Consider the following 25,837-nt stretch of genomic DNA (forward strand, 5'->3'; position numbering starts at 1 on the left):
TCCATAGCTTATTTATCCATATCGTCAACGAGTTCCTGCAACGTATTTCTGCCAACCGCAGCCAATAATTCTCTCCATACTGCAACGGAGAGACCGCACATGGCAGAGAACACGCTTTCAATAAGAGAAAAGATTGGTTACGGGATGGGTGATGCCGGATGCAATATTATCTTTGGCGCCATCATGCTGTTTGTGAACTATTTTTACACTGATATATTCGGACTAGCGCCGGCGCTGGTCGGCGTACTTCTGCTCTCGGTGCGAGTCATCGATGCGGTAACCGACCCTATCATGGGCGCTCTTGCCGACCGCACCCGTAGTAAATATGGTCGCTTTCGTCCATGGCTGCTGTGGATCGCCTTCCCCTACGCCCTGTTCAGCGTCCTGATGTTCACCACTCCTGAGTGGACCTACAATAGCAAAGTCATCTATGCGTTTGTGACCTACTTTCTGCTGTCGATTACCTATACCGCGATTAATATTCCCTACTGCTCGCTGGGAACGGTGATGACCGCCGATCCGAAAGAGCGTGTTGCCTGCCAGTCTTATCGTTTCGTCATGGTGGGTATCGCCACGCTCCTGCTGTCATTGACGCTGCTGCCAATGGCCGACTGGTTCGGCGGCGCCGATAAAGCGAAGGGCTACCAGATGGCGATGACCGTGCTGGCCTTTATCGGTATGTGTATGTTCCTGTTCTGCTTCGCCACCGTGCGCGAACGTATCCGCCCGGCGGTGCAGACGAATGACGAACTGAAAAAAGATCTGAAAGACGTCTGGAAAAATGACCAGTGGGTGCGCATCCTGCTGCTCACGCTGTGCAACGTCTGTCCGGGCTTTATCCGCATGGCCGCCACCATGTACTACGTCACCTGGGTGATGGGACAAAGCACCCATTTTGCCACCCTGTTTATCAGCCTCGGCGTAGTTGGGATGATGATTGGCAGCATGCTGGCGAAAGTCCTGACCGACCGCTGGTGCAAACTGCAGGTTTTCTTCTGGACCAATATCGTGCTGGCCGTGTTCTCCTGCGCCTTCTATTTCTTTAATCCACACGCCACCACGCTGATTATGGTGCTCTACTTCCTGCTCAACATTCTGCATCAAATCCCTTCCCCGCTACACTGGTCGCTAATGTCCGACGTTGACGACTACGGCGAATGGAAAACCGGCAAGCGCATCACCGGTATCAGCTTCTCCGGTAATCTGTTCTTCCTGAAGGTCGGCCTGGCGGTCGCCGGGGCAATGGTCGGTTTCCTGCTGTCATGGTACGGCTACGACGCCGGCGCGAAAGCGCAAAGCGCCTCCGCGCTGAACGGTATCGTGCTGCTATTCTCAGTCATTCCCGGCGTCGGCTATCTGATCACCGCCGGCGTGGTGCGCCTGCTGAAGGTTGACCGTACCCTGATGCGCCAGATTCAGAGCGATCTGGAGAAGCGCCGCAGCAACTACAGCGAGCTGAACGAATACCAGGAACTGAAAACCAGTGAACACGTAAGGAAAGCCTGATGAACAACTGGCCAAACCCCTTTATTGAACAGCGTGCAGACCCCTTTATCCTGCGCCATCTTAGCCACTACTACTTTATTGCCTCGGTGCCGGAATACGACCGGCTGGAGATCCGGCGCGCGGTAACCCTTGAAGGATTACGCGATGCTGAGCCGGTCGTGGTTTGGCGCGCGCCGCAAAGCGGGCCGATGAGCCAACTGATTTGGGCGCCGGAGCTGCATGAAATAGACGGTAAGTGGTATATCTATTTTGCCGCCACCCATACTCACGATCTGGATGCGCTGGGGATGTTTCAGCATCGCATGTTCGTTCTCGAGTGCGCTGACAGCGATCCGCTGACCGGCCGCTGGCAGGAAAAAGGCCAGGTGGTCACGCCTTTCGATACCTTCGCCCTCGATGCCACCACTTTTACCCATCAGGGGAAACGCTGGTATCTGTGGGCGCAAAAATCCCCGCATATCGAAGGCAACTCAAACCTGTATCTCGCCGAAATGGCTAACCCGTGGACGTTAAAAGGCGAGCCGGTCATGCTGAGCAAGCCGGAGTTCGACTGGGAGTGCCGGGGATTTAAGGTCAACGAAGGGCCTGCGGTACTGATGCATGGCGATAAGCTATTTATCAGCTATTCCGCCAGCGCCACCGATGAAAACTACTGCATGGGGTTGTTATGGATCGACCGGCAGGCCGATCCGCTGCAGCCGGCAAACTGGCATAAAGCTCCGCAGCCGGTGTTCCGCACCAGCTATGAAAACCGCCAGTATGGCCCAGGTCATAATAGTTTTACCCAAACGCCGGAAGGGGAAGATGTGCTGGTGTATCACGCGCGGAATTACACCGAGATAGAAGGCGACCCGCTGTATGATCCCAATCGCCATACGCGGTTAAAGCTGGTCAGCTGGCGGGAAGACGGGATGCCCGACTTCGGTATTCCACCGGCGGATACGCTGTAGCGGTTCGGAATGTTACCCGCTGGCGCGGGTTCTCCAGGCCGGGTCAGGCGAAGCCGCCGCCCGGCAACATGACCAGCACGGCGTCTGATATATCGCCCGGCGGCGCTGTTGCTTGCCGGGTCTACGTGACGTGAGCCTGCGGGTGACTCGCCAGGCCGGATAAGCGCAGCGCCATCAGGCAACAAAAGCCCCGCAGGTACGTACATCGTGGCAGGCAGCGCGCGGGCTCAGGCCGTTAAACCAGGGTACCGTAAATCGTCAGCAGCGCCATAATCACCACTACCACCAGCGAAGTCTTCTTAGCCATCGATACCGCAGCCTTCGGCGTCGCTACTTTATCCACGTGCGGCTCACGGGCCAGGGAATACTGCGCCAGGCGGGTCAACACCTGATACTGCGACGAATGGCGGTCGCCCAGCGAAGCAAACCACGCCGGGAGCGCTTTTTCACCATGGCCCACCAGGGCATAGACCACCCCCACCAGACGCACCGGCAGCCAGTCCACAATATGCAGGATACCATCGATCCCGGACTGCAACCGGTGGTGCGGCGTCTGGTAGCGCGCCAGCCATGTCTGCCAGGCGCGCAGTACGCTGTAGGCGATAAGCGTCAGCGGGCCCCAGGCCCCCCCCACGACAAACCAGAAAAGCGGCGCCAGATAGTATCGATAGTTAATCCACAGCAGCGCATTTTGCAGTTCGCTAAGGTACTCACGCTCATCACAGCCCGGCGGCACGCCGTGAATCAGCGTCAGCTCGCTGGCCATGGCATCGCAGGCGCGACTGTCATTGCGCGACGCCGCTTTCAGATAGGCATGGTAGTGCAGCCGAACTTTGCCGGCGCCAATGCATAGCAGGCCCAGTAAAATCCAGAACACCAGCAGCGGTATGTTAAACAGCTGCCCCTGCAGCAGACGCTGAATGATATACACGACCGCGACAGCCACCAGCGTCATCAGCAGCGTGCCCGGTAACGAGAAATGTTTTATCCGGCGAAACGCCACCTCCAGCCGATGATCAAGCTGCCAGTGTTCGCCCAGCTTAAACAGCCGTTCGGCGATAAGCACCAACAGCGTCGTAAACAGCGTCATGAGGTCTCCTTTTCTGACGGGGCGCTGAGCAGCGCACGGTATTTTATCCAGTCAAAGGCCGGTCCTGGATCGGTTTTCCGCACGGGCGCGATATCGCTGTGGCCCGCAATGTTTTCGGCGATAGCCGGATAAAGCGCGATCAGCAGATCCGTCACCGCCGCCAGCTGCCGGTACTGCGCGTCGGTATACGCCAGAGTATCGGTGCCTTCCAGCTCTATGCCGATGGAAAAGTCATTGCAGCGTTCGCGTCCCTGATAACAGGAGACGCCCGCATGCCACGCCCGCTTATCGAAAGGCACATACTGCACGATTTCGCCATCACGGCGAATCAGACAATGCGCCGAAACGCGCAGATGAGCAATCTCGGCAAAGAAAGGATGCGCGTGCGGATCCAGGGTACCAGTGAACAGCGCATCAATCCACGGACCACCAAATTCCCCCGGTGGCAGGCTAATGTTATGCACCACCAGTAAGGAAGGGGTCTCTTCATCCGGACGGCAGTCATGGTGCGGCGAGGGAACCCGACGCGCGCCGACCAACCACCCCTCGTTCAACTGCATGCGGGATCTCCTTTCGCGAACTCATGCTTCCGGGCCACACGCCGGCCCAAAGGATGAAGTGTGTATGGTACTGAAACGTCGTTCAGGTTAGCATGTTTCCCACTTCTGAATCTTATCTATCTGGAGCTTTATCATGTCGCCTCGTCGTTACAACCCCGACCGCCGCCGTGACGTGCTGCTGGAACGTATTAATCTCGATATTACCGATGCTGTCGCACACTCCCTGCGGGAAGATCTGGGCGGCGAAGTCGACGCCAACAACGATATTAGCGCGCAATTATTGCCGCAGGATGCACGCTCCCATGCGGTGGTCATTACTCGTGAAGATGGCGTCTTCTGTGGCAAACGCTGGGTGGAAGAGGTCTTTATTCAGCTCGCCGGTGACGATGTGAATATCACCTGGCACGTGGCCGACGGCGATGCGGTCAAAGCCGACCAGCCGCTGTTCGAATTGGAAGGCCCGTCGCGTATTCTGCTCACCGGCGAACGCACGGCGCTGAACTTTGTGCAAACCCTCTCCGGCGTCGCCAGCGTCGTCCGTCGCTATGTCGACCTGCTCGCCGGCACCAAAACCCAACTGCTGGATACGCGCAAAACGCTGCCAGGGCTGCGTACCGCGCTGAAATACGCGGTACTCTGCGGCGGCGGCGCCAACCATCGACTAGGCCTGTTCGACGCGTTCCTGATTAAAGAAAACCACATTATCGCCTCCGGATCGATCCGTCAGGCAGTGGAAAAGGCGTTCTGGCTGCATCCTGATGTGCCGGTGGAAGTGGAAGTGGAAACCCTGGATGAACTGGAGCAGGCGTTAAAAGCCGGGGCTGATATCATTATGCTCGATAACTTCACCACCGATCTGATGCGCGAGGCGGTGAAAATTACCGCAGGCCAGGCGGCGCTGGAGGTCTCCGGCAACGTTACCTTTGACACCATCCGCGAATTCGCCGATACCGGCGTCGACTATATTTCCGTCGGCGCCCTGACCAAACATGTGCAGGCGCTCGACCTGTCGATGCGCTTCCGCTGAGCAACAGGCCTTCACGCTTCCGGGCGTGAAGGCCTGAATTTGCGGCCCGCCTCGCAGTCGCCCGTGCTCACCATGAAATCCAGATAAAAACCCTGGAACCCGCTTTCCCGGATCGTTTTCGCCCCCTCGCCTGCGCCCCTCAATCCCTTCACAGTGCTCCTGTCACAACAAGGAGCGACTTATGGATAAACAACGAGGTTTTACCCTGATTGAACTGATGGTGGTTATCGGAATCATCGCCATTCTTAGCGCCATCGGCATCCCGGCCTACCAGAACTACCTGCGTAAAGCCGCCCTCACCGACCTGCTGCAGACCTTTGTCCCTTACCGGACAGCCATCGAACTTTGCGCGCTCGATCATGGCGGCCTAACGCCATGCGACGGCGGCAGCAACGGCATTCCCTCGCCGACAACCACGCGCTACCTCTCCGCCATGAGCGTGGCCAAAGGGGTCGTCACCCTCACCGGTCAGGAGAGTCTGAACGGACTGGGGGTCACCCTGACGCCGACCTGGGACAATGCCGAGGGCGTCACCGGCTGGCAGCGCGTCTGCACCATCACCGGCAATAGCGCGCTTCAGCAGGCCTGCGAAGACGTTTTCCGGGTGAAGTGAGGGCTAATGCATGAAAACAGAACAGCTGATCCCCCTCTGCCGTCGCTACCACGCCATGCTGCTGCATAGCGATGAACAGACAATCTCTATTGCGGTGGTTAATACCCCGCCGGCGGAGTTGATGGAGGCGCTACGCTTCGCGACGCAAAAGCGGATCGACATTGAATGCTGGAGCCAGGAGCAGATGGATAAGCGTCTGCAGGCCCAGGAAAAGCAGGCGCAACTGGCGCAGAACGACGGGCCGGAAAATATCGCCGAACGGGTCAACCAGATCCTCGAACAGGCCCTGCGTCAGCGGGCGTCTGATATTCATATCGAGCCCACGGAAACGCACTTACGCATCCGCCTGCGGGTCGATGGCGTCCTTCACGCCCTACCGTTGCTGGCTCCCGAACTGGCCGCACCGGTTATCGCGCGACTCAAGGTCCTGGCCAGTCTCGATATCGCCGAGCACCGTTTACCGCAGGATGGCCAGTTCGCGCTGAATCTTGCGGGACGACCGCTCTCTTTTCGCATCGCCACTCTGCCCTGCCGCTATGGCGAAAAGATTGTCCTGCGCCTTCTGCATCAGGTTGACCAGGCGCTGGATCTGGAAGCACTCGGACTCTCATCCTCCCAGCTGGCGGCCTTTCGCCAGGCGCTGAACCAGCCGCAGGGTCTGCTGCTGGTCACCGGCCCAACCGGAAGCGGGAAAACGGTGACCCTCTACAGCGCCCTGCAGGCCAGAAACCGTGAGCAAGTGAATATCTGTAGCGTGGAGGATCCACTGGAGATCCCCATCGCCGGGATGAACCAGACGCAAATCAATCCCCGCGCCGGACTCACTTTTCACAGTGTGCTGCGCGCCCTGTTACGCCAGGATCCGGATATTGTCATGGTGGGCGAGATCCGCGATGCCGAGACCGCTGAAATCGCGCTCAAAGCCGCCCAGACCGGTCATCTGGTGCTCTCCACCCTGCACACCAATTCCACCAGCGAAACCCTGACCCGCCTGCAGCAAATGGGCATCGCCCGCTGGATGATTTCCTCTGCGCTCTCGCTGGTCATCGCCCAGCGTCTGGTCCGCAAGCTGTGTCCCCACTGTCGGCGTAATGCCGGCAGCGCCGCCGACCTGCCGCACAGCCTGTGGCCCCGCCCGCTGCCACGCTGGCAGGCAGCGGGCTGCGAACATTGTTACCACGGATATTACGGCCGGCTGGCGCTGTTCGAAGTGCTGCCTGTTACCCCCGGGCTACGCCAGGGGATAGTCCAGGGACTTAACGCCATTGAGATTGAATCTCTGGCGCGAGCCGCAGGGATGATGACGCTTTTTGAAAGCGGCTGTCAGGCTATCGAACAGGGATTGACCAGCCTCGAAGAGGTGGTGCGGGTGCTGGGGATCCCCCATGGCGACTAAGCGTCTCTGGCGCTGGCGCGGTATTGATGTGCAGGGCGCCCCCTGTCAGGGGATGCTATGGCAAACCAAGCGTCTGGAGGTCCTGCAGCACCTTCAACAGCAGCGAGTCATACCGCTGGCCGTACGCCGCTGTGCGGTGAAGCAGAGCCTCTGGCACCCGCGCTACAGTTGCGAAACGATCCGCCAGCTGGCGTCCCTGCTGCAGGCCGGCCTGCCGCTGGCGGAAGGGTTATCGCTGCTGGCGCAGCAGCAGTCGCATGCCCAGTGGCAGGCGCTGCTTGAGGCGCTGGGCCGCGAGCTGGCCCAGGGCGTGGCGTTCTCTGCCGCGCTGGCGCAGTGGCCCCAGGCTTTTCCGCCCCTATATCTGGCGATGATTAGCACCGGCGAACTGACGGGCAAGCTCGATATCTGCTGCCTGCAGTTGGCAAATCAGCAGCAGGAGCAGCAGCGGCTCGCCAGCAAAGTCAAAAAAGCGCTGCGCTACCCGCTGATCGTGCTCTCTCTGGCGCTGTTGGTGGTGCTGGGGATGCTCTATTTTGTCCTGCCCGAGTTCACCGCCATCTACCAGACGTTCAGTACGCCGTTACCGCTGTTGACGCGGATGGTCGTTGCGGCAGGCGACATGCTAAGTCGCGGCTGGCCGCTGCTGCTGGCCTTGCTGCTGAGCCCGCTGCTGCTCAACCAGCTGATCCGGCGGCGCAGCGACTGGTTGCTGCGCCGCCAGCGGTTGCTTAACGCGCTTCCTCTCATTGGCTCCCTGATCGGCGGACAACAGCTGAGCCTGATCTTCACCATCCTGGCGTTAACCCAAAGCGCCGGTATTAGCTTTCTGCAGGGGCTGCAAAGCGTTGAAGAGTCCCTGTCGTGCCCGCTATGGCGCCAGCGTCTGGCGCAGGCCCGCGCGCTGATCGTTCAGGGGGAGCCGATTTGGCAGGCGTTAAGCCGCTGCGGCGGTTTTACACCGCTGTGCCTGCAGCTCATCCGCACGGGGGAAAGCGCGGGAGCGCTGGATCAGATGCTGGAAAACCTGGCGCATCACCATCGCCAGCAAACCTATCAGCGAGCCGATAGTCTGGCTGCGCATCTTGAACCCATGATGCTGGTGATAACCGGCTCGCTGGTCGGGATTCTGGTGGTGGCAATGTATTTGCCCGTTTTTCACCTGGGCGATGCCATTGGCGGGGCGGGAGGATGAGAAACACTGGCGCCGCGCAGGCGCCAGTGCAGCCGATTACAGGCTATTGAATACCCGGTTCTCTTGTTCCTGAACGCGGATAAAGGTCGTACGCTTGGTCAGCTCTTTCAGACGCGAGGCGCCAACGTAGGTGCAGGCAGAACGCAGGCCGCCGAGAATATCACGTGCGGTATTCTCCACCGGTCCACGCAAAGGCAGCTTAACGGTTTTGCCTTCCGCCGCGCGGTATTTCGCGACACCGCCCACATGGCGGGTCATCGCCGACTCGGAGCTCATGCCGTAGAACAGCATGAATTTCTCTCCGTTCTCTTCAACGATGGTTCCGCCGCTCTCTTCATGGCCCGCCAGCATGCCGCCAAGCATCACGAAATCAGCGCCGCCGCCGAAGGCTTTCGCCACATCGCCCGGCATGGTGCAACCGCCGTCGCTGATGATCTGGCCGCCAAGGCCGTGCGCCGCATCGGCACACTCAATCACGGCGGAGAGCTGCGGATAGCCGACCCCGGTCTTAACGCGGGTGGTGCAGACGGATCCCGGGCCGATGCCAACTTTGACGATATCGGCGCCGGAGAGGATCAGCTCTTCGCACATTTCACCGGTGACCACGTTCCCGGCGATGATAGTTTTTTGCGGCCAGGCTTCGCGCGCCTTCGCCACGAACTGTACAAAGTGCTCGGAGTAGCCGTTGGCGACGTCGATACACACAAAATTCAGCTGTGGGTTCTGAGAGAGGATCTGCTGGGTTTTTTCGAAATCCGCATCGGACGTGCCGGTGGAAACCATCACATGCTTGAGTACGTCTGCGGATGCGCCCTGGGTAAACGCCAGCCATTCTTCAGCGGTGTAGTGCTTATGTACCGCGGTCAGAATACCAAAAGTGGCCAGCGCTTTAGCCATGCTGAAGGTGCCGACGGTATCCATGTTAGCCGCAATAATCGGCACGCCGGACCAGGTCAGGCCTGAATGTTTAAAGGTGAATTCACGTTCCAGCTCAACATCAGAACGGCTTTTGAGGGTAGAGCGTTTCGGGCGGATAAGAACGTCTTTGAAACCAAGCTTCAGATCTTCTTCAATACGCATGTGCGAATTCCTGGGGTTAATGGCATGAATGTGAGAGCACAACTCCAGTGACGTTATCATACGCGCGAATCAGGCCCGCGCAAGACTGCGATTTTCACTTTTTTTACGCTACAATCGTATAAATTTACCTGGTGAATGGAGAAAAAGGCGCCTATGCCTTCCCCTGCCGGAGTATTTTTTTTAACCATTTGATTTGCTTGATTAAAACAAACAGTATAGCGGACGGCGATCCCGGTTGGCGCGGGGCCCTCACGACATGCTCACTGTCGCCTCCCCGGCGCGCTGCCAGTCATCGCTGTCTGCCTGCAAAAAATACGAGCAATCCGTTTCAGGGTCAGAAGATATGGGGTACACAGTCGCGTTAACAGGCGGGATCGGCAGCGGTAAAAGTACGGTCGCCGACGCCTTCGCGCAGCTTGGGGTTAAGGTTATCGATGCCGATGTTATCGCCCGTCAGGTGGTCGAGCCCGGTACCCCGGCGCTCCAGGCCATTGTCGGCCACTTTGGACCACAGATGATTGCCCCCGACGGCACGCTGAACCGCCGCCTGCTGCGGGAAAAAATTTTTGCTCACGTGGAGGAAAAAGCCTGGCTCAATGCGCTGTTGCACCCGCTGATTCAGCAGGAAACGCGCCGCCAGATGCAGGCCGCCACCTCTCCTTATCTCCTCTGGGTTGTACCTTTGCTGGTCGAAAACCGCCTGTCCGGCCAGGCCGATCGCGTACTGGTCGTCGATGTGCCGAAAGAGACGCAAATCGAACGCACCATGCTGCGCGATAAGGTCAGCCGCGAACATGCTGAACATATTCTTGCCGCCCAGGCCACGCGCCAGCAGCGCCTGGCCGTCGCGGACGATGTTATTGAAAACACTGGCACGCCGGATGCAGTGGCATCGGATGTTGCCCGCCTGCACGAAAAGTATTTAACGCTGGCATCGCAGGCCGCCTCACAGGAAAACTCGTAATGCATACCCCCGTTCTGTTTGAACATCCTCTTAATGAGAAAATGCGCACCTGGCTGCGCATCGAATTTCTGATCCAGCAGATGGCTTTCCGTCCGCAGATTGCCAGCCATGCCGATGCGCTCCATTTTTTCCGTAACGCCGGCGATCTGCTGGATGTCCTGGAGCGCGGCGAGGTGCGCACTGACCTGGTTAAAGAGCTGGAACGCCAGCAGCGTAAGCTCCAGTCATGGGCAGAAGTGCCGGGCGTCGATCAGGAGCGCATTAACGAGCTGCGCCACCAGTTGAAGCAGTCCTCCAGCACCCTGATGGCCGCGCCGCGCATTGGTCAGTTTCTGCGTGAAGATCGCCTGATTGCGCTGGTGCGTCAGCGCCTGAGTATTCCTGGCGGCTGCTGCAGCTTCGATTTACCGACCCTGCATATCTGGCTCCATATGCCACAGGCGCATCGCGATGAGCAGGTGGCCAGCTGGCTTGCCAGCCTCGATCCGCTGGTCCAGTCCCTGAGCCTGATCCTCGATCTTATCCGCAACTCCGCGCTGTTCCGCAAACAGACCAGCCTCAACGGCTTTTATCAGGATAATGGCGAAGATGCCGATCTGCTGCGCCTGCGTCTCGATCTGGCTCACCAGCTTTATCCGCAAATTTCCGGCCATAAGAGCCGTTTCGCCATCCGTTTCCTGGCGCTGGACAGTGAATATGGGATCGTGCCGGAGCGCTTTGATTTTGAACTGGCCTGCTGTTAAGGAGATAACATGTCAGAAGAGACTATCGTCAACTGCCCGACCTGCGGCAAAACTGTGGTGTGGGGCGAGCAGAGTCCGTTTCGTCCGTTCTGTAGCAAGCGCTGCCAACTGATCGATCTGGGAGAATGGGCAGCGGAAGAGAAGCGCATCCCCAGCGCGGGGGATCTCTCCGATAGCGATGACTGGAGCGAGCAGCAACCCTGATTTGATGGCAAGCTAACCCGGCGCCTGGCGGGTTAGCCTCGCGCCCCGGGGCTCAGCCCTGGGCGATAAGTTTGCTGATAACCGGTTCATTCGCCGGAGGAAACGCCGCCGGATCCAACGTTGGTCCCGCCATCCACCGACCCGGCTGCCCTTCTTTACCCCACGGCTCGCCTTGCCAACTTTCCACGAGGAAAAACCACAGCGTAATATGGCGATCGGGGAACTGATACTCCAGCTTATCAAAGAGCGAAGAGGTGGTGACCGTAATCCCAACCTCCTCCTGCAGTTCGCGGATTAGCGCCTGCTCAGGCGTCTCATCAGATTCAATCTTCCCGCCCGGGAACTCCAGCTTATTCGCCATATGGGCATCGGCGGCGCGCTGGGTAATAAAGATTTCGCCTTGCGGATTGCGAATTATCCCGACGGCGATTTGCAGTTTTTTCATTGAATGCGCTCCATAAAAAAGGCGCAGAACTCTGCGCCTTTGTTTGTTTTATCAGACCTTAGCTCAGACGGCCGTGGCACTGTTTGTACTTTTTGCCGGAGCCGCACGGGCACGGATCGTTACGGCCCACTTTACGTTCGCCGGTTTGCGCCGCCAGATCCTGGGCTGCGGCTTCATCATCGCTCTGATGGCTGAGCTGCTGCATCTGCGCCAGGCGCTCGGCCTCTTCACGACGCTGCTGTTCCATCGCCTCGACTTCTTCCGGCATCCGCACCTGGACTTTGCTCAGGGTGCTGATCACTTCATACTTCAGTGACTCCAGCATCGCGGCAAACATCGAGAACGATTCGCGCTTGTACTCCTGCTTCGGATCTTTCTGCGCATAGCCGCGCAGGTGGATACCCTGGCGCAGGTAATCCATCGCCGCCAGGTGCTCTTTCCACAGCGAATCCAGAGTCTGCAGCATCACGCCTTTCTCGAAGTGGCGCATCATCTCGGCGCCGACCACTTCTTCTTTACGCTGGTAGGTTTCTACCGCGCTCTGCAGAATACGTTCGCGCAGGGTCTCTTCATGCAGCTCCGGCTCTTTATCCAGCCACTCTTTGATTGGCAGGTCGAGGTCGAAGTCGTTTTTCAGACGCTCCTGCAGACCTTCGATATCCCACATCTCCTCCAGCGACTGCGGCGGAATATGGGCATCGATCGTCGCCTTAAAGACGTCTTCGCGGATGCTGTTGATGGTTTCGCTGACGTCAGACACGTCCAGCAGCTCGTTACGCTGGGTGTAGATCGCCCGGCGCTGGTCGTTGGCCACATCATCATATTCCAGCAGCTGCTTACGGATATCGAAGTTACGGCTTTCCACTTTACGCTGGGCGTTGGCGATCGCCTTGGTGACCCACGGGTGCTCAATCGCCTCACCTGGTTTCATTCCCAGTTTACGCATCATGCCAGACACGCGATCGGAGGCGAAGATACGCATCAGGGCATCTTCCATTGACAGGTAGAAGCGGGAAGAACCGGCATCCCCCTGACGACCAGCACGGCCGCGCAGCTGGTTATCGATACGGCGAGATTCATGACGCTCGGTACCGATGATGTGCAGACCGCCTGCGGCCAGTACCGCATCGTGGCGTACCTGCCAGTCGGCTTTGATTTTCTCAATCTGCTCTGGCGTTGGGTTTTCCAGCGCAGCGACTTCCGCCTGCCAGCTACCGCCGAGCATAATATCGGTACCACGACCCGCCATGTTGGTGGCGATGGTCACCGCGGAAGGGTAGCCCGCCTGGGCGACGATATCCGCCTCGCTGGCGTGGAATTTGGCGTTCAGGACGTTGTGCTTGATGCCGGCTTTAGTCAGTTCGCGGGAAACCACTTCAGATTTTTCGATCGAGATAGTCCCCACCAGCACCGGCTGACCGGCAGCGGTACGAGTTTTGATATCTTCGATAATTGCCTGAATTTTTTCCGCTTCGGTCATATAGACCAGATCCGCCATGTCTTTACGGATCATCGGACGGTTGGTCGGTACAACCACGGTATCCAGCTTATAGATAGAGCTGAATTCAAAGGCTTCGGTATCGGCTGTACCGGTCATCCCCGCCAGCTTCTCGTACAGACGGAAGTAGTTCTGGAAGGTGATAGAGGCCAGAGTCTGGTTCTCGTTTTGGATCTCCACGCCCTCTTTGGCCTCAACGGCCTGGTGCAGACCATCGGACCAGCGGCGGCCCTGCATCGTACGGCCAGTGTGCTCATCGACGATGATAACTTCGCCATCTTTGACAATGTAGTCAACGTCGCGGGTGAACAGCGCATGGGCGCGCAGCGCGGCGGTAACGTGGTGCATCAGCATAATGTTGGTTGGAGAGTACAGGGACTCACCTTCATCCATAATGCCTTCCTGTACCAGCAGCTCTTCAATCAGCACCAGACCACGTTCGGTCAGGTTAACCTGACGCGCTTTTTCATCCACCGAGAAGTGGCCTTCGCCGGTGAAAGTATCCGAATCCTCTTTTTCCTGGCGGATCAGATGCGGGATGATTTTGTTTACCTTGCGGTACATTTCAGAGCTGTCTTCCGCCGGGCCGGAAATGATCAGCGGCGTACGCGCCTCATCGATCAGGATGGAGTCCACCTCATCCACCAGCGCATAGTGCAGTTTACGCTGAACGCGCTCTTCCGGGCTGAAGGCCATGTTGTCGCGCAGGTAGTCGAAGCCGTATTCGTTGTTGGTGCCATAGGTGATATCGGCAGCGTAAGCTTCACGCTTCGCCGGCGCCGGCAGGCCGGACATGTTGATGCCAACTGTCATGCCCAGGAATTCAAACAGCGGGCGGTTATTTTCGGCGTCACGCTGGGCCAGATAGTCGTTGACGGTCACTACGTGAACGCCTTTGCCGGTTAGCGCGTTGAGGTACGCCGGCAGGGTCGCGGTCAGGGTTTTACCTTCACCGGTACGCATCTCGGCGATGCAGCGATCGTTAAGCACCATACCGCCCAGCAGCTGGACGTCGAAGTGGCGCATGCCGAATACGCGCTTACTGGCTTCGCGAACGACGGCGAAAGCTTCAGGGATCAGGCTTTCCAGCGTTTCGCCTTTTTCCAGGCGCGCGCGGAATTCAGCGGTTTTCGCTTTCAGCTCGTCATCAGAGAGCTTTTCCATCGCCGGTTCCATGCCGTTGATGATATTGACGACTTTGCGCATACGACGCAGCGTACGGTCGTTACGGCTGCCGAAAACCTTGGTTAACATTTTGATAAGCATAATAAAATCTCAAACGCCCCGCGGTGCGGAGTCACAAAAAATAGGATGGTCCGTGGTTATTTTCAGCTGAGACGTTGAGGCCCTGCGCGGATCCCCGCCACCTGGCTTATCCAGGCGCTGACGCGGAAGGCAGAATATGAAGAAGGGATGTAACCCGCCTGGCGGATCACCACCGGCGGCGTGCTGTCCTGCGTCAGCAGCGCGCTGAGGGTGTCGAGCAGCGCCAGATGCTGAGCCTGCAGCGGGGAAGTTTCTTCCGCGACCGGCAGCGCCTGCGGCGCCATGGCGAAGGAGAGATGACGAATAACGGTGCGAATGGCGTGCTGATGCCAGTAGTCGACGGTAAAGCTGGGCCGGCGATTCGTCTCCAGAAGCGCCAGCTGAGAGAAATTAACCTTGCTCGGATTGTGATTGCTGGCGGTCGCCTTCGCTGGCGCCGCGGTCTCGTGACCGTTGCTTAGCGCAGGCAGGCCGAGGCTGGCCGCGACCATCCCCAACAGGAGATGCGGCCAAAAATACCGTCTGCCAAACTGTCGCCAGCGCGTCAGTAATCCACTCACGTTCATTACCTTTCTTTGCTAGACCCGTCGTCGTTCAGGCTGTCTCTTTATTGATGTTTTTCGCAGGACAACCTGATGTCCACGGGGTAAAGCAACCCTGAGAAATAATTTTGCGCTCAAATACTAACATTAATACCGGCCTGAGGCAGCATGAATGAAGGCGATTGCCCGGCGAAAACGCTTAATAAAGCAGCGAACGCACGCTAATTATTATCCAGGGATCGCAGCGAAAATAACTGGAGGGTGCTATAAAAGAAAAACGACTGGCTCCCTGGTCGGAGAGAGTACCAGGTTACCAGTCGAATTTACTGAATGGTCAGGCTTACGCCAGAACCATCGACGGTGCGCGGAACGCCATTGGCAGTTTTGCGTCGTCTTCGAAGGTCACATACTCCCAGGCTTCCTGTTTTGCCAGAACCGCCTGCAGCAGTTTGTTGTTCAACGCGTGACCCGATTTGTACGCCGTGAATGCGCCGATAATGTTGTGACCACACATAAACAGGTCACCGATCGCATCCAGCATTTTGTGGCGAACAAATTCGTCTTCAAAGCGCAGACCGTCTTCGTTCAGTACGCGATAATCGTCAACAACGATGGCACAATCGAAGCTGCCGCCCAGGCACAGGCCGCGGGACTGCAGATATTCGATATCGCGCATAAAACCGAAGGTACGCGCACGGCTAATCTGACGCATGAACGCATCGGCCGAGAAGTTCAGCGTATAGCGCTGGGTGCTGGCATCAATCGCTGGATGGTTAAAATCGATGGTGAAGTCCAGCGAAAAACCATTGTACGGTTTGAATTCAGCCCATTTGTCGCCATCTTCGACGCGAACCGTCTCTTTGATACGTACAAATTTCTTGGCGCAGTTCAGTTCATCAATGCCGGCGTCCAGCAACAGATAAACGAACGGAGCCGCACTGCCGTCCATAATCGGGATTTCCGGCGCATCGACTTCAACAATAATGTTGTCGATACCCAGGCCAGCCAATGCGGCGTTCAGGTGTTCAACCGTAGAAATCCGCACGTCATGCTCATTAACCAGGCAAGTACAGAGCATGGTATCACGCACAGATTTGGCATCAGCCGGAAAATCTACCGGTGGATTCAAGTCGGTGCGACGATAGATGACCCCGGTATTTGCCGGCGCAGGGCGTAACGTCAGAGTGACTTTCTTGCCGGTATGCAAACCGACGCCAGTCGCCTGAACGATACGTTTAAGAGTCCTTTGTTTGATCATCGTATAATCTCGCCAATTTACCTATCCAACCGAAGTGTACACCACTATCGGGAGGCCAGTTTAGCACAAAGAGCGCAGATGCCCAACTTCCAGTCGATTCTTAATCGGCTTGCTTACGCAGGAAGGCTGGGATATCCAGATAATCCGGCTCTTTCGCGGTTTGCGGCGTATTGTCGTTCACCACTTTGGCTGCCGGCTTCTGCTCTTGCGTCAGCGGCGACATACCATGCTGCTGGTAACGATCCATCACCGGCTGCTGAACCTGCTTGTTGGTTACCAGGGTGATTTCCGGACGCTTATCCATGCCAATACCGGTCGCCACTACGGTCACGCGCAGCTCGTCGTTCATATCCGGGTCCAGAGAGGTACCGATAACCACGGTCGCATTATCCGAGGCAAAAGCACGGATGGTGTTACCCACAGTTTCGAACTCGTCCAGACGCAGGTCGAAGCCCGCAGTAATGTTGACCAGCACGCCGCGCGCGCCTGACAGGTCGATATCTTCCAGCAGCGGAGAAGAGATAGCCATTTCAGCCGCTTCTTCCGCACGGTCTTCACCGCTCGCCACCCCGGAGCCCATCATCGCGTAGCCCATTTCAGACATCACGGTACGGACGTCCGCGAAGTCGACGTTCATCAGACCCGGACGGGTGATCAGTTCGGCGATACCCTGCACCGCGCCTTTCAGGACGTCGTTTGCCGCGCCGAATGCGTCGAGCAGGGAAATTCCACGACCCAGGACCTTCAGCAGCTTGTCGTTCGGGATGGTGATCAGTGAGTCAACGTGCTTGGACAGCTCGGTGATCCCCTGCTCAGCGAACGCCATGCGCTTCTTACCTTCAAAATTAAACGGCTTAGTGACCACCGCAACGGTGAGGATCCCCAGATCCTTCGCCACTTCCGCAACTACGGGCGCCGCGCCGGTACCGGTACCGCCGCCCATGCCTGCCGCGATGAACACCATGTCTGCGCCATCAAGGGCTGCGCGCAGCGCTTCACGGTCTTCATCAGCCGCGTTACGGCCGACTTCCGGGTTCGCGCCCGCGCCCAGACCTTTGGTAATACCGCTACCGATCTGGATAGTCTGGCCAACCGCCGTCTTACGCAGCGCCTGCGCATCGGTATTTACCGCGAAGAATTCAACACCCTCAATGCGCTCGCGCACCATGTGTTCAACGGCGTTACCGCCGCCGCCACCGACGCCGATGACTTTAATCACCGCGTCGTTGGTCAGTTCCATAGGTTCAAACATAGTTTCTCTCCGTCTTGTGCCTGTCGCCTGAGAACGCTAATTGTCTGCGTTCTCTTAAAAAATTAAAACTCTTTTCGCAGCCAGCTGTTGAGTCGCTTAATCCACGAGCCCACTGAGGCCGTCACGCGTTTTTCTACTTCCGCTTCACCACTGAGATGTGACTCTTTTCCGTAGTGCAGCAGCCCCACCGCCGTTGAATAATACGGCTCCTGGGCATAGTCGGTTAAACCGGTGATGTTCAGCGGCGCGCCAATGCGCACCTGAGTATGGAACACGCGCTGCGCACAGGCCGCCAGACCTTCAATTTGCGCCGCGCCGCCGGTTAACACAATCCCCGCCGCCAGATGATGTTTAACACCCTGCTGGCGGAGCTGTTCCTGCAGCTGCAGGATCTCTTCATTGACCAGGTTAAGCAGCTCGGTATAGCGCGGTTCAATCACCTCTGCCAACGTCTGACGCTGCAGGCTACGCGGAGGACGTCCACCAACGCTCGGTACTTCGACGTTTTCGTCTTTACCGACGATGGAACCCAATGCGCATCCGTGACGAACCTTGATGGCTTCGGCATCGCTCGGCGGCGTACCGAAGGCATAGGCGATATCGCTGGTCACCACGTTACCGGCATACGGGATCACTTTGGTGTGACGCAATGCGCCGCCGGTGTAGACGGCGATATCCATTGTACCACCGCCGATATCCACAACGCAGACGCCCAGCTCACGTTCGTCTTCTGTTAATACCGAATAACTGGCCGCTAACCCGGCGAAAATAAGTTGGTCAACTTTCAGACCACAACGTTCCACTGCTTTAACAATGTTTTTTGCCATATCGTTATGGCAGGTGATCAGATGCACCTTCGCCTGCATACGCACGCCGGACAGCCCTACCGGGTTTTTAATCCCTTCCTGGTAGTCGATAGCATATTCCTGCGGAATCACGTGCAGGACACGATGTTCATCGCGAACGCGAACCGACTTCGCGGTGTGGACCACGTTCTCGACGTCGTCCTGCGTCACTTCTTCTTCCGAAATCGGTACCATCCCGATTTCATTCTGACAGCTTATATGTTTACCCGAAAGTGCCAAATAAACTGATGAAATCTGGCAATCCGCCATCAGTTCGGCCTGGTCGATGGCGCGCTGTACGCATTTCACCACCGACTCGAGGTCGTTCACACCGCCTTTATCCATACCACGCGATGGGCAACTGCCCACGCCGATGATATTGATCATGCCGTCGGGCAGAACTTCCCCTACTAAAGCGGCCACCTTGGCGGTGCCAATCTCCAGTCCAACTACCAGTTTTCTGTCCGTCGCCTTGATCATTGTTGTTCTGCCTGTGCCTGATTCTGTTGTTGATTAGTTTCCTCTGCGGGAGCAGGTACCCAGCCCACTGCCGCACCCGAGTCATAACGCAAATCAACGTAGCTAATCCGTTTGCCGTCGGTCTGCGCCTGCTGCTGAAGAACCGGGTAGAGTTCCATAAAGCGCTGAAGCCGTTTCATGGTATCGCCACGGCCAAGGTTGAGCTTGATGTCATTATTAAGCGTCAACTGCCAGGAGCGACGGGCGGTCATCGCCGCCACTTTCAACGTGAATTTATCCTTTGCCAGCACCTGCCCCATGTCACGATACCCCTGCAGCACTTCGTTCTCGCTGCCTTCGGGACCGTATAACATCGGTAAATTCTGTTTGCTGGTGCGATCCGCCGGCACGCTGAAGGCATTTCCTTCTGCATCCACCATATGTTGATCATTCCAGCGCGCAATCGGCACATATTCAACCAGATGAATCTTCAATTCATCGGGCCACTGCTTTCGGACGCTCGCCTGCTTAATCCACGGCAGACGTTCAATCTGGCTCTGGATGATGTTCACATCCTGAGTCATAAAGGTACCCGGCGAACCCAGCGCCAGGATCGCCTGACGGATGTCATCATTGCGCGTATAGTGGCGCTCGCCGGTCACCACCATCTTCGACAGCGGTAAGCGCTGCGCATCTTCCATCCAGCCAAGAACCATCCACCCGCTGACCAGCACGGTAAACAGCACCGCCAGCAGGAAAACGATCCCTGCCAGCCGCGTTCCATTACTCCGACGCGAAGAAGAAGCCTCTTCTTCATGGTTCCGCGTATTCAGCGCAGCCTGCGACATATCACCCCGCCAGGTCCAGAATTCGTACAACAAGCTGGGAGAAGCTCATTCCTGCCTGACGCGCCGCCATTGGCACAAGGCTATGGCTGGTCATGCCCGGGGAAGTATTCGCTTCCAGCAGATAAAACTGGCCATCGCTGTCCAGCATCACGTCAATACGGCCCCAGCCTTTGCAACCCAGAACATTCCAGGCTTTAAGCACCAGGTTCTGAATAGCTGACTCACGCGCGGGATCTTCAAATCCTGGGCAGAAATATTGCGTCTCATCAGAGAGATACTTCGCCTCATAATCATAGAAGGTTCCCGCGGCCTGGATACGTATTGACGGTAAAATTTCTTCACCGACTATGGCGACGGTAAATTCCGGTCCACTGAGCCATTTTTCGACCAAAACTTCATCATCATGCTGAAAAGCCAACGCCAATGCACTTGCTAAATCACAACTTTCGCTGACTTTCGACATCCCGACGCTGGAGCCTTCACGGCTCGGCTTGATGATGACCGGCAGACCCAGCGCCGCAATTTGCTGTTCGACGTCAGTAGACAGCCCGGCGGCAAACTGGGCGCGGGTCAGCGCCACCCACGGCGCGACCGGTAATCCGGCGCCCTGCCACAGCCACTTGCTGCGCAGTTTATCCATTGAAATCGCCGAAGCCATCACGCCGCTGCCGGTATAAGGCAGCTGGATTAACTCCAGCAGCCCCTGCAGAGTGCCATCTTCCCCGCCGCGGCCGTGGAGGGCAATAAACGCTTTCTTAAAGCCCTGCTTTTTTAGCTGGGTAATATCAACATCGCGCGGGTCGACCGGATGGGCGTCCACCCCGCCTTCACGCAGCCCGGCCAGCACCGCCGCGCCTGAATTCAGCGACACTTCACGTTCAGCGGAGGTTCCACCGAAAAGCACCGCGATTTTATCAGCCATGGCGCTCCTCCTCCGTTTTTTGCGGGATCAGTTTGATTTCAGCCAGGTGGCGGGCGATTTTACCGATGTTACCGGCGCCCTGCACCAGTACTAAATCGTTGCCGGTCAGGACTGACGCCAGCATCTCCGCGGCCTGGGCCGAATCGGGCACCAGGATCGGATCCACTTTCCCGCGACCGCGAATGGTGCGGCACAGCGAGCGGCTGTCGGCGCCCGGGATCGGCGCTTCGCCCGCCGGATAGACGTCCAGCATCAGCAGGGCATCCACCTGGGTCAGCACGTTGGCAAAATCATCATACAGATCGCGGGTACGGGTATAACGGTGCGGCTGGAATAGCATCACCAGGTTTTTATCCGGCCAGCCGGCGCGCGCTGCTTTAATGGTGGCGTCCACTTCCGTCGGGTGGTGACCGTAATCATCGATCAGCATCGCGCTGCCCGGTTTGCCGTTGACTTCGGCCAGCGGAAACTCGCCAAGAAAATCAAAGCGGCGTCCAGTTCCCTGGAAGCTCTCCAGTGCGCGCAGAATAGCCCGATCGTCAATCCCCTCTTCCGTCGCCACGGCGACGGCCGCCGCCGCGTTCAGCGCGTTATGGCGTCCCGGGGCATTGAGCGTCACCTGCAGGATCGCTTTATCCTGGCGCACCAGGCGGAAATGCCCCTGCGCCCCAACCTGACGATAGTCCTCGACGCGTACGTCGGCGTCGTCGCTAAAACCGTAGGTGGTGATCTGCCGGCCAACGCGCGGCAACAGTTCCCGGATCACCGGATCGTCCACGCACATCACCGCGCGTCCGTAGAACGGCAGGTTGTGCAGGAAGTTGATAAAGGTCTGCTTCAGATTCTCAAAGTCGCCATGGTAGGTATCCATGTGATCGGCTTCGATGTTGGTGACAATGGCCACCATCGGCTGCAGATGCAGAAACGACGCGTCGCTCTCATCCGCTTCCGCGATCAGGTAACGGCTATGGCCAAGACGGGCATGTACGCCCGCCGCTTTTACCAGTCCGCCGTTGACGAAGGTCGGGTCCAGCCCGGCCTCGGCGTAAATGCTGGATACCATCGCGGTGGTGGTGGTTTTGCCGTGGGTCCCGGCAATGGCGATCCCGTGGCGAAAGCGCATAAGTTCCGCCAGCATTTCGGCACGACGGATCACCGGGATACGCGCCTCATGCGCGGCAACGATTTCCGGGTTATCTGCCGAAATCGCGCTGGAAACGACAACCACGCTGGCATCACGCACGTTTTCCGGGCGATGGTTGAAATAAATGGTGGCGCCAAGCTGCGACAGCTGCTGGGTCACCGGATTCGGCGCCAGGTCGGAGCCGCTGATCTGGTAACCTTCGTTAGCCAACACTTCGGCAATACCGCCCATACCGGCACCGCCGATGCCGACAAAGTGAATGTGCCGAACGCGACGCATCTCGGGCACTATGGAACGCAGTTTTGCCAAATCTTGTGTATTCATTCTTTACGCCATCAACTTCTGTATTCGGGCGGTGAAAATCACCGCAATTAGCGCGCCAAAGCTACGGCGCTGACCTCTTCTGCTACCCGCTCGGTAGCGTCCGGAATCGAAGCGCCACGCGCTCGTTCCGCCATATCCAGCAAGGTTTCCCGATCCCAGCTCGCCAGGGTAGAGGCAACCGCCTCTACCGTGAACTCAGGCTGTTCAAGAATTTTCGCCGCGCCGGCTTTCTCCAGCGGCAGCGCATTCCAGTACTGCTGACGATCTTTGTGCTGGAACGGGACAAACAGCGCTGGTAAACCTGCGGCCGCGATTTCGCTAACCGTCAGCGCGCCGGAACGGCAAACCACAACATCTGCCCAGGCATACGCCGCGGCCATGTCATCAATAAATTCCGTCACTTTATGCTGCGGCTGTCCGGCGGCGGCATAGGCCTGCTGCACGGTTTGCTGGCCGCCTTTGCCGCTTTGATGCCAGATGGTCACCGTAGCGCCGAGCTTCGCCGCCACCTGCGGCATCGTCTGGTTCAGGACGCGCGCGCCCTGAGAGCCACCGACCACCAGCACGCGAATCGGCCCCTGACGGCCAACCAGACGCTGACCTGGCAGCGGCAGCGCCAGTACATCGGTGCGCACCGGGTTCCCAACGACGTCCGCATGCGGGAACGCGCCGGGAAACGCCTGCATCACTTTCTTCGCAATCTTCGCCAGCCACTTGTTAGTCAGGCCGGCAATGCCGTTTTGCTCGTGGAGGACCACCGGGATCCCCAGCGACCACGCCGCCAGACCGCCAGGCCCGGAAACATAGCCGCCCATACCCAGCACCACGTCCGGCTGGAAACGCTTCATGATCGCCCGCGCCTGACGCCAGGCGTTAAAGATACGCACCGGCGCCAGTAGCTGCGCTTTGATACCTTTGCCACGCAGGCCGGAGATGCGGATAAAATCAATTTCGATGCCGTTTTTCGGCACTAAATCCGCTTCCATACGATCGGCGGTACCCAGCCAGCGAACCTGCCAGCCCTGGTCCATTAAATGGTGCGCGACCGCCAGTCCCGGGAACACATGCCCGCCGGTACCGCCCGCCATCACCATCAACCGCTTTTCCTGACCGCTCATCGCACACCCCGTGTAAACGCCTGGGCTTTTTCCAGACGCGTTTCATAATCAATTCGCAACAACAACATAATGGCCGTCGACATAATCAACAGACTGGAACCACCATAACTGATCAGCGGCAGCGTCAGACCTTTCGTCGGCAGCATCCCCGCCGCCGCGCCGACGTTAACTAACGCCTGGAAGCTAAACCAGATACCAATCGCACAGGCGAGGAAGCCGGAAAAGCGATGATCGATCTCCAGCGCTTTACGGCCAATCGACATGGCGCGGAAAGCGACGAAGAATACCATTAAAAGCGCCAGTACCACACCGATATAACCGAGTTCTTCGCCGATAATGGCGAAGATAAAGTCAGTGTGCGCTTCCGGTAAATACTCCAGTTTTTGCACCGAGTTGCCGAGGCCCTGCCCCCACATCTCGCCGCGGCCGAAAGCCATCAGCGACTGGGTCAGCTGGTAGCCGCTGCCGAACGGGTCTTCCCACGGGTTCCAGAAGGAGGTCACGCGGCGAATACGGTATGGTTCGGCGAGGATCAGCAGGACCACCGCCGAAATACCCATGCCGATAATGGCGATGAACTGCCACAGCTTCGCGCCGGCGAGAAACAGCATCGCCAGCGTGGTGACGAACAGGACCACCACGGTACCGAGGTCAGGCTGCGCCAGCAGCAGGATGGCCAGTACGAAAATCACGCCCATCGGTTTTAAGAAGCCGCGCAGGTTGTTACGCACTTCGTCGGCTTTACGCACCAGATAGTTGGCGATGTAGCAGAACAGCGACAGCTTGGTAAACTCCGCCGGCTGAATACGCAGCGGACCAAGGGCTATCCAGCGCGATGCGCCGTTTACCGAGCTGCCTACTACCAGTACGATCAGCAGCATGACGATCGAGGCGATCAGCATCGCGGTACTGTGGCGCTGCCAGAAATCCATCGGCAGACGTAGCGTAATCATCGCCAGCGCGAAGGCCAGCACAATGTACAGGCCGTCACGCTTGGCGAAGAGGAAAGGATCGTTCGCCAGGCGCTGTCCGACCGGCATCGACGCCGAGGTCACCATAATAAAGCCGATCGCCGCCAGGCCGAAGGTCAGCCATAGCAGCATCCGGTCATACATCACCAGACTGTCGTTATCTTTCGGGCGCGAGCCCATCACCCAGCCTTTCAGCGCAGCGAATAGCCAGGCGAAAATAAACATCCCCGGCAATCGCGGCAGTCTCAGCCGAGGCAGGCTCAGCTGCGGCATTCTCAGGCGTGGGAGAGAGAAACGCATCAACCTAACTCCTTCGCCAGACGGGCAAACATCTCGCCCCGTTGTTCAAAGTTCTTAAACTGATCCAGGCTGGCGCAGGCCGGCGACAGGAGCACCATGTCCCCCGCTTTCACCAGGGGAGCAATCTGACGCATCGCCTGTTCCATAGTCTCAGTTTGTACCGCCACCTCAGGACGCAGCTCAGCGAGCTCGGCGCCATCGCGACCAAAGCAGTACAGGCGAATACGATCGCCGCCGAGGTAGCGCTTCAGCGGGGTAAAATCAGCGGACTTGCCGTCGCCGCCCAGCAGCAGATAGAGCGTGCCGTCCAGCTGCAGGCCGTTCAGCGCCGCCTCGGTGCTGCCGACGTTGGTCGCCTTCGAGTCGTTAATCCAGCGTACGCCGTTGTGTTCCAGCACCAACTGGAAACGGTGCGCCAGACCGGTAAAGGTGGTCAGCGCCTTCAGGCTGCTGGCCCGCGGCAGACCTGCGGCATCGGCCAGCGCCAGCGCCGCCAGGGCGTTGCTGTAGTTATGCTGACCGGTGAGAGGCATCTCTTTCACATTGAGGACTTTCTCACCTTTAACGCGCAGCCAGGTTTCGCCCTGCTGGCGGTTAAGGTGGTAGTCACCGACATCGACGCCAAAGCTAATGCAGCGTTCGTCCGCCCCGCGTACCGGCATGGTGAGCGCATCGTCCGCATTCACCACGCAGGTCTTCGCATTCTCGTAAATCCGCAGCTTCGCCGCGCGATACTGCTGCAGCCCCAGCGGGTAGCGGTCCATATGGTCCTCAGTCACGTTGAGGATGGTTGCCGCCACCGCCTGCAGGCTGGAGGTGGTTTCCAGCTGGAAGCTGGAGAGCTCCAGCACATACAGCTCTCGATCGGTGTCCAGCAGCATCAGCGCCGGCAGGCCGATATTGCCGCCCACGCCGACGTTAACTCCAGCGGCTTTCGCCATCTCGCCCACCAGGGTAGTAACAGTGCTTTTGCCGTTAGAACCGGTAATGGCGATAATCGGCGCCTGCGCTTCGCGGCAGAACAGTTCGATATCGCCAACGATCTCTACGCCAGCGTCGGCCGCTGCGCTGAGCGAAGGATGGGCCAGCGCAATCCCCGGACTGGCGACAATCAGGTCCGCCGCCAGCAGCCAGGTATCATTGAGTCCGCCGACATGGCATTCGACCGATTCGGGTAATTTATCCAGCCCCGGAGGCGCGACGCGGGTGTCCATCACGCGCGGGGTTACGCCGCGCGCCATGAAAAAGTCCACGCATGACAGGCCGGTCATACCCAGCCCAATAATGACGACTTTTTTACCCTGATAATCTGCCATG

24 protein-coding genes are annotated in these 25,837 nt (G+C 58.0%); 9 read left to right on the forward strand and 15 right to left on the reverse strand.

The window, feature by feature from the left end:
* Positions 1-99: 99 nt before the first annotated feature.
* A complete protein-coding gene (locus KB890_RS10080; protein WP_004145929.1) occupies positions 100-1,506 on the forward strand; it encodes a glycoside-pentoside-hexuronide (GPH):cation symporter in 1,407 nt (468 codons plus the stop codon).
* Positions 1,506-2,456, forward strand: coding sequence for a glycoside hydrolase family 43 protein (locus tag KB890_RS10085; RefSeq protein ID WP_004177405.1), 951 nt, complete (start codon positions 1,506-1,508; stop codon positions 2,454-2,456). The genes KB890_RS10080 and KB890_RS10085 overlap by 1 nt, the downstream gene beginning before the upstream one ends.
* 235 nt (positions 2,457-2,691) lie before the next feature.
* On the opposite strand, the gene ampE is transcribed toward KB890_RS10085, so the two are convergent.
* Both ampE and ampD read right to left on the reverse strand, forming a co-directional pair.
* A complete protein-coding gene (gene ampE / locus KB890_RS10090; protein ID WP_004177406.1) occupies positions 2,692-3,546 on the reverse strand; it encodes a beta-lactamase regulator AmpE in 855 nt (284 codons plus the stop codon).
* Positions 3,543-4,106 carry a 1,6-anhydro-N-acetylmuramyl-L-alanine amidase AmpD gene (gene ampD / locus KB890_RS10095; RefSeq protein WP_002888692.1) on the reverse strand — a complete coding sequence of 188 codons (564 nt, stop codon included), beginning with the start codon at positions 4,104-4,106 and terminating at the stop codon, positions 3,543-3,545. Before ampD ends, ampE begins: the two co-directional genes overlap by 4 nt.
* Before the next feature lie 133 nt (positions 4,107-4,239).
* Here ampD and nadC point away from each other — a divergent pair, with 133 nt between their 5' ends.
* The 4 genes from nadC to hofC all read left to right on the forward strand — a co-directional run bounded on the left by nadC (position 4,240) and on the right by hofC (position 8,337).
* The gene (gene nadC / locus KB890_RS10100) at positions 4,240-5,133 is read left to right on the forward strand and encodes a carboxylating nicotinate-nucleotide diphosphorylase (RefSeq protein WP_002888684.1); all 894 of its coding nucleotides are present in this window, start codon (positions 4,240-4,242) and stop codon (positions 5,131-5,133) included.
* Positions 5,134-5,314: 181 nt separating this feature from the next.
* Positions 5,315-5,746 (forward strand): prepilin peptidase-dependent pilin, encoded by a 432-nt coding sequence (gene ppdD / locus KB890_RS10105; protein ID WP_002888683.1) that lies wholly within the window; start codon positions 5,315-5,317, stop codon positions 5,744-5,746.
* Between the two features lie 10 nt (positions 5,747-5,756).
* Positions 5,757-7,142, forward strand: a complete 1,386-nt coding sequence (gene gspE, locus KB890_RS10110; protein WP_004145935.1) for a type II secretion system protein GspE — start codon at positions 5,757-5,759, stop codon at positions 7,140-7,142.
* Positions 7,132-8,337 carry a protein transport protein HofC gene (gene hofC, locus KB890_RS10115; protein WP_004178597.1) on the forward strand — a complete coding sequence of 402 codons (1,206 nt, stop codon included), beginning with the start codon at positions 7,132-7,134 and terminating at the stop codon, positions 8,335-8,337. Before gspE ends, hofC begins: the two co-directional genes overlap by 11 nt.
* Positions 8,338-8,373: 36 nt before the next feature.
* Here hofC and KB890_RS10120 read toward each other — a convergent pair whose 3' ends face one another.
* Entirely contained in the window at positions 8,374-9,417 is a 1,044-nt protein-coding gene (locus tag KB890_RS10120) for a GMP reductase (RefSeq protein ID WP_004145938.1), read from the reverse strand.
* A gap of 343 nt (positions 9,418-9,760) precedes the next feature.
* On the opposite strand from KB890_RS10120, the gene coaE reads away from it, so the two are divergent.
* The 3 genes from coaE to yacG are packed head-to-tail and all read left to right on the forward strand — an operon-like array spanning position 9,761 to position 11,328.
* Positions 9,761-10,381 (forward strand): dephospho-CoA kinase, encoded by a 621-nt coding sequence (gene coaE, locus KB890_RS10125; protein ID WP_002888649.1) that lies wholly within the window; start codon positions 9,761-9,763, stop codon positions 10,379-10,381.
* A complete protein-coding gene (zapD, locus tag KB890_RS10130; RefSeq protein WP_004178596.1) occupies positions 10,381-11,124 on the forward strand; it encodes a cell division protein ZapD in 744 nt (247 codons plus the stop codon). The genes coaE and zapD overlap by 1 nt, the downstream gene beginning before the upstream one ends.
* Positions 11,125-11,133: 9 nt before the next feature.
* Positions 11,134-11,328, forward strand: coding sequence for a DNA gyrase inhibitor YacG (yacG, locus tag KB890_RS10135; protein WP_002888644.1), 195 nt, complete (start codon positions 11,134-11,136; stop codon positions 11,326-11,328).
* Positions 11,329-11,380: 52 nt separating this feature from the next.
* Here the strand turns inward: yacG and mutT are convergent, their stop codons facing one another.
* From mutT to murD, 12 genes are all read right to left on the reverse strand, one after another.
* Positions 11,381-11,773, reverse strand: coding sequence for an 8-oxo-dGTP diphosphatase MutT (gene mutT, locus KB890_RS10140; RefSeq protein ID WP_004145942.1), 393 nt, complete (start codon positions 11,771-11,773; stop codon positions 11,381-11,383).
* A gap of 58 nt (positions 11,774-11,831) precedes the next feature.
* A complete protein-coding gene (gene secA, locus KB890_RS10145; RefSeq protein WP_002888638.1) occupies positions 11,832-14,537 on the reverse strand; it encodes a preprotein translocase subunit SecA in 2,706 nt (901 codons plus the stop codon).
* Positions 14,538-14,599: 62 nt separating this feature from the next.
* On the reverse strand, positions 14,600-15,097 hold the full coding sequence (secM, locus tag KB890_RS10150) for a secA translation cis-regulator SecM (protein ID WP_002888635.1): 498 nt from the start codon (positions 15,095-15,097) through the stop codon (positions 14,600-14,602).
* A 322-nt stretch (positions 15,098-15,419) separates the two neighbouring features.
* Complete coding sequence (gene lpxC, locus KB890_RS10155) at positions 15,420-16,337, reverse strand: UDP-3-O-acyl-N-acetylglucosamine deacetylase (RefSeq protein WP_002888632.1); 918 nt, start codon at positions 16,335-16,337, stop codon at positions 15,420-15,422.
* 100 nt (positions 16,338-16,437) lie between these two features.
* Positions 16,438-17,589 carry a cell division protein FtsZ gene (ftsZ, locus tag KB890_RS10160; RefSeq protein WP_002888628.1) on the reverse strand — a complete coding sequence of 384 codons (1,152 nt, stop codon included), beginning with the start codon at positions 17,587-17,589 and terminating at the stop codon, positions 16,438-16,440.
* A gap of 62 nt (positions 17,590-17,651) precedes the next feature.
* A complete protein-coding gene (ftsA, locus tag KB890_RS10165) occupies positions 17,652-18,914 on the reverse strand; it encodes a cell division protein FtsA (RefSeq protein ID WP_002888625.1) in 1,263 nt (420 codons plus the stop codon).
* A complete protein-coding gene (ftsQ, locus tag KB890_RS10170) occupies positions 18,911-19,741 on the reverse strand; it encodes a cell division protein FtsQ (RefSeq protein ID WP_002888624.1) in 831 nt (276 codons plus the stop codon). The genes ftsA and ftsQ overlap by 4 nt, the downstream gene beginning before the upstream one ends.
* 1 nt (position 19,742) lies before the next feature.
* Entirely contained in the window at positions 19,743-20,663 is a 921-nt protein-coding gene (locus tag KB890_RS10175; protein WP_002888623.1) for a D-alanine--D-alanine ligase, read from the reverse strand.
* Positions 20,656-22,131: a UDP-N-acetylmuramate--L-alanine ligase gene (gene murC / locus KB890_RS10180; protein WP_004178595.1), complete on the reverse strand. Its 1,476-nt coding sequence runs from the start codon at positions 22,129-22,131 to the stop codon at positions 20,656-20,658. Before murC ends, KB890_RS10175 begins: the two co-directional genes overlap by 8 nt.
* Positions 22,132-22,178: 47 nt before the next feature.
* A complete protein-coding gene (murG, locus tag KB890_RS10185; RefSeq protein ID WP_002888566.1) occupies positions 22,179-23,249 on the reverse strand; it encodes an undecaprenyldiphospho-muramoylpentapeptide beta-N-acetylglucosaminyltransferase in 1,071 nt (356 codons plus the stop codon).
* A complete protein-coding gene (ftsW, locus tag KB890_RS10190; RefSeq protein WP_002888565.1) occupies positions 23,246-24,520 on the reverse strand; it encodes a cell division protein FtsW in 1,275 nt (424 codons plus the stop codon). The genes murG and ftsW overlap by 4 nt, the downstream gene beginning before the upstream one ends.
* Positions 24,520-25,836, reverse strand: a complete 1,317-nt coding sequence (gene murD, locus KB890_RS10195; protein ID WP_004147075.1) for a UDP-N-acetylmuramoyl-L-alanine--D-glutamate ligase — start codon at positions 25,834-25,836, stop codon at positions 24,520-24,522. Before murD ends, ftsW begins: the two co-directional genes overlap by 1 nt.
* Between the last annotated feature and the right edge of the window lies 1 nt (position 25,837).

It is taken from the genome of Klebsiella sp. P1954, assembly GCF_018199955.1.
Taxonomy (GTDB): Bacteria; Pseudomonadota; Gammaproteobacteria; order Enterobacterales; family Enterobacteriaceae; genus Klebsiella; species Klebsiella pneumoniae.

Coding starts and splice junctions, on each gene's coding strand:
- KB890_RS10085 (WP_004177405.1), top strand. CDS start 1,506: ATGAACAACTGGCCAAACCCCTTTATTGAACAGCGTGCAGACCCCTTT.
- ftsQ (WP_002888624.1), bottom strand. CDS start 19,741: ATGTCGCAGGCTGCGCTGAATACGCGGAACCATGAAGAAGAGGCTTCT.
- ftsW (WP_002888565.1), bottom strand. CDS start 24,520: ATGCGTTTCTCTCTCCCACGCCTGAGAATGCCGCAGCTGAGCCTGCCT.
- lpxC (WP_002888632.1), bottom strand. CDS start 16,337: ATGATCAAACAAAGGACTCTTAAACGTATCGTTCAGGCGACTGGCGTC.
- murD (WP_004147075.1), bottom strand. CDS start 25,836: ATGGCAGATTATCAGGGTAAAAAAGTCGTCATTATTGGGCTGGGTATG.
- yacG (WP_002888644.1), top strand. CDS start 11,134: ATGTCAGAAGAGACTATCGTCAACTGCCCGACCTGCGGCAAAACTGTG.
- ampE (WP_004177406.1), bottom strand. CDS start 3,546: ATGACGCTGTTTACGACGCTGTTGGTGCTTATCGCCGAACGGCTGTTT.
- ftsZ (WP_002888628.1), bottom strand. CDS start 17,589: ATGTTTGAACCTATGGAACTGACCAACGACGCGGTGATTAAAGTCATC.
- zapD (WP_004178596.1), top strand. CDS start 10,381: ATGCATACCCCCGTTCTGTTTGAACATCCTCTTAATGAGAAAATGCGC.
- murG (WP_002888566.1), bottom strand. CDS start 23,249: ATGAGCGGTCAGGAAAAGCGGTTGATGGTGATGGCGGGCGGTACCGGC.
- gspE (WP_004145935.1), top strand. CDS start 5,757: ATGAAAACAGAACAGCTGATCCCCCTCTGCCGTCGCTACCACGCCATG.
- secA (WP_002888638.1), bottom strand. CDS start 14,537: ATGCTTATCAAAATGTTAACCAAGGTTTTCGGCAGCCGTAACGACCGT.
- coaE (WP_002888649.1), top strand. CDS start 9,761: ATGGGGTACACAGTCGCGTTAACAGGCGGGATCGGCAGCGGTAAAAGT.
- ftsA (WP_002888625.1), bottom strand. CDS start 18,914: ATGATCAAGGCGACGGACAGAAAACTGGTAGTTGGACTGGAGATTGGC.
- KB890_RS10080 (WP_004145929.1), top strand. CDS start 100: ATGGCAGAGAACACGCTTTCAATAAGAGAAAAGATTGGTTACGGGATG.
- KB890_RS10120 (WP_004145938.1), bottom strand. CDS start 9,417: ATGCGTATTGAAGAAGATCTGAAGCTTGGTTTCAAAGACGTTCTTATC.
- murC (WP_004178595.1), bottom strand. CDS start 22,131: ATGAATACACAAGATTTGGCAAAACTGCGTTCCATAGTGCCCGAGATG.
- KB890_RS10175 (WP_002888623.1), bottom strand. CDS start 20,663: ATGGCTGATAAAATCGCGGTGCTTTTCGGTGGAACCTCCGCTGAACGT.
- nadC (WP_002888684.1), top strand. CDS start 4,240: ATGTCGCCTCGTCGTTACAACCCCGACCGCCGCCGTGACGTGCTGCTG.
- mutT (WP_004145942.1), bottom strand. CDS start 11,773: ATGAAAAAACTGCAAATCGCCGTCGGGATAATTCGCAATCCGCAAGGC.
- ppdD (WP_002888683.1), top strand. CDS start 5,315: ATGGATAAACAACGAGGTTTTACCCTGATTGAACTGATGGTGGTTATC.
- ampD (WP_002888692.1), bottom strand. CDS start 4,106: ATGCAGTTGAACGAGGGGTGGTTGGTCGGCGCGCGTCGGGTTCCCTCG.
- hofC (WP_004178597.1), top strand. CDS start 7,132: ATGGCGACTAAGCGTCTCTGGCGCTGGCGCGGTATTGATGTGCAGGGC.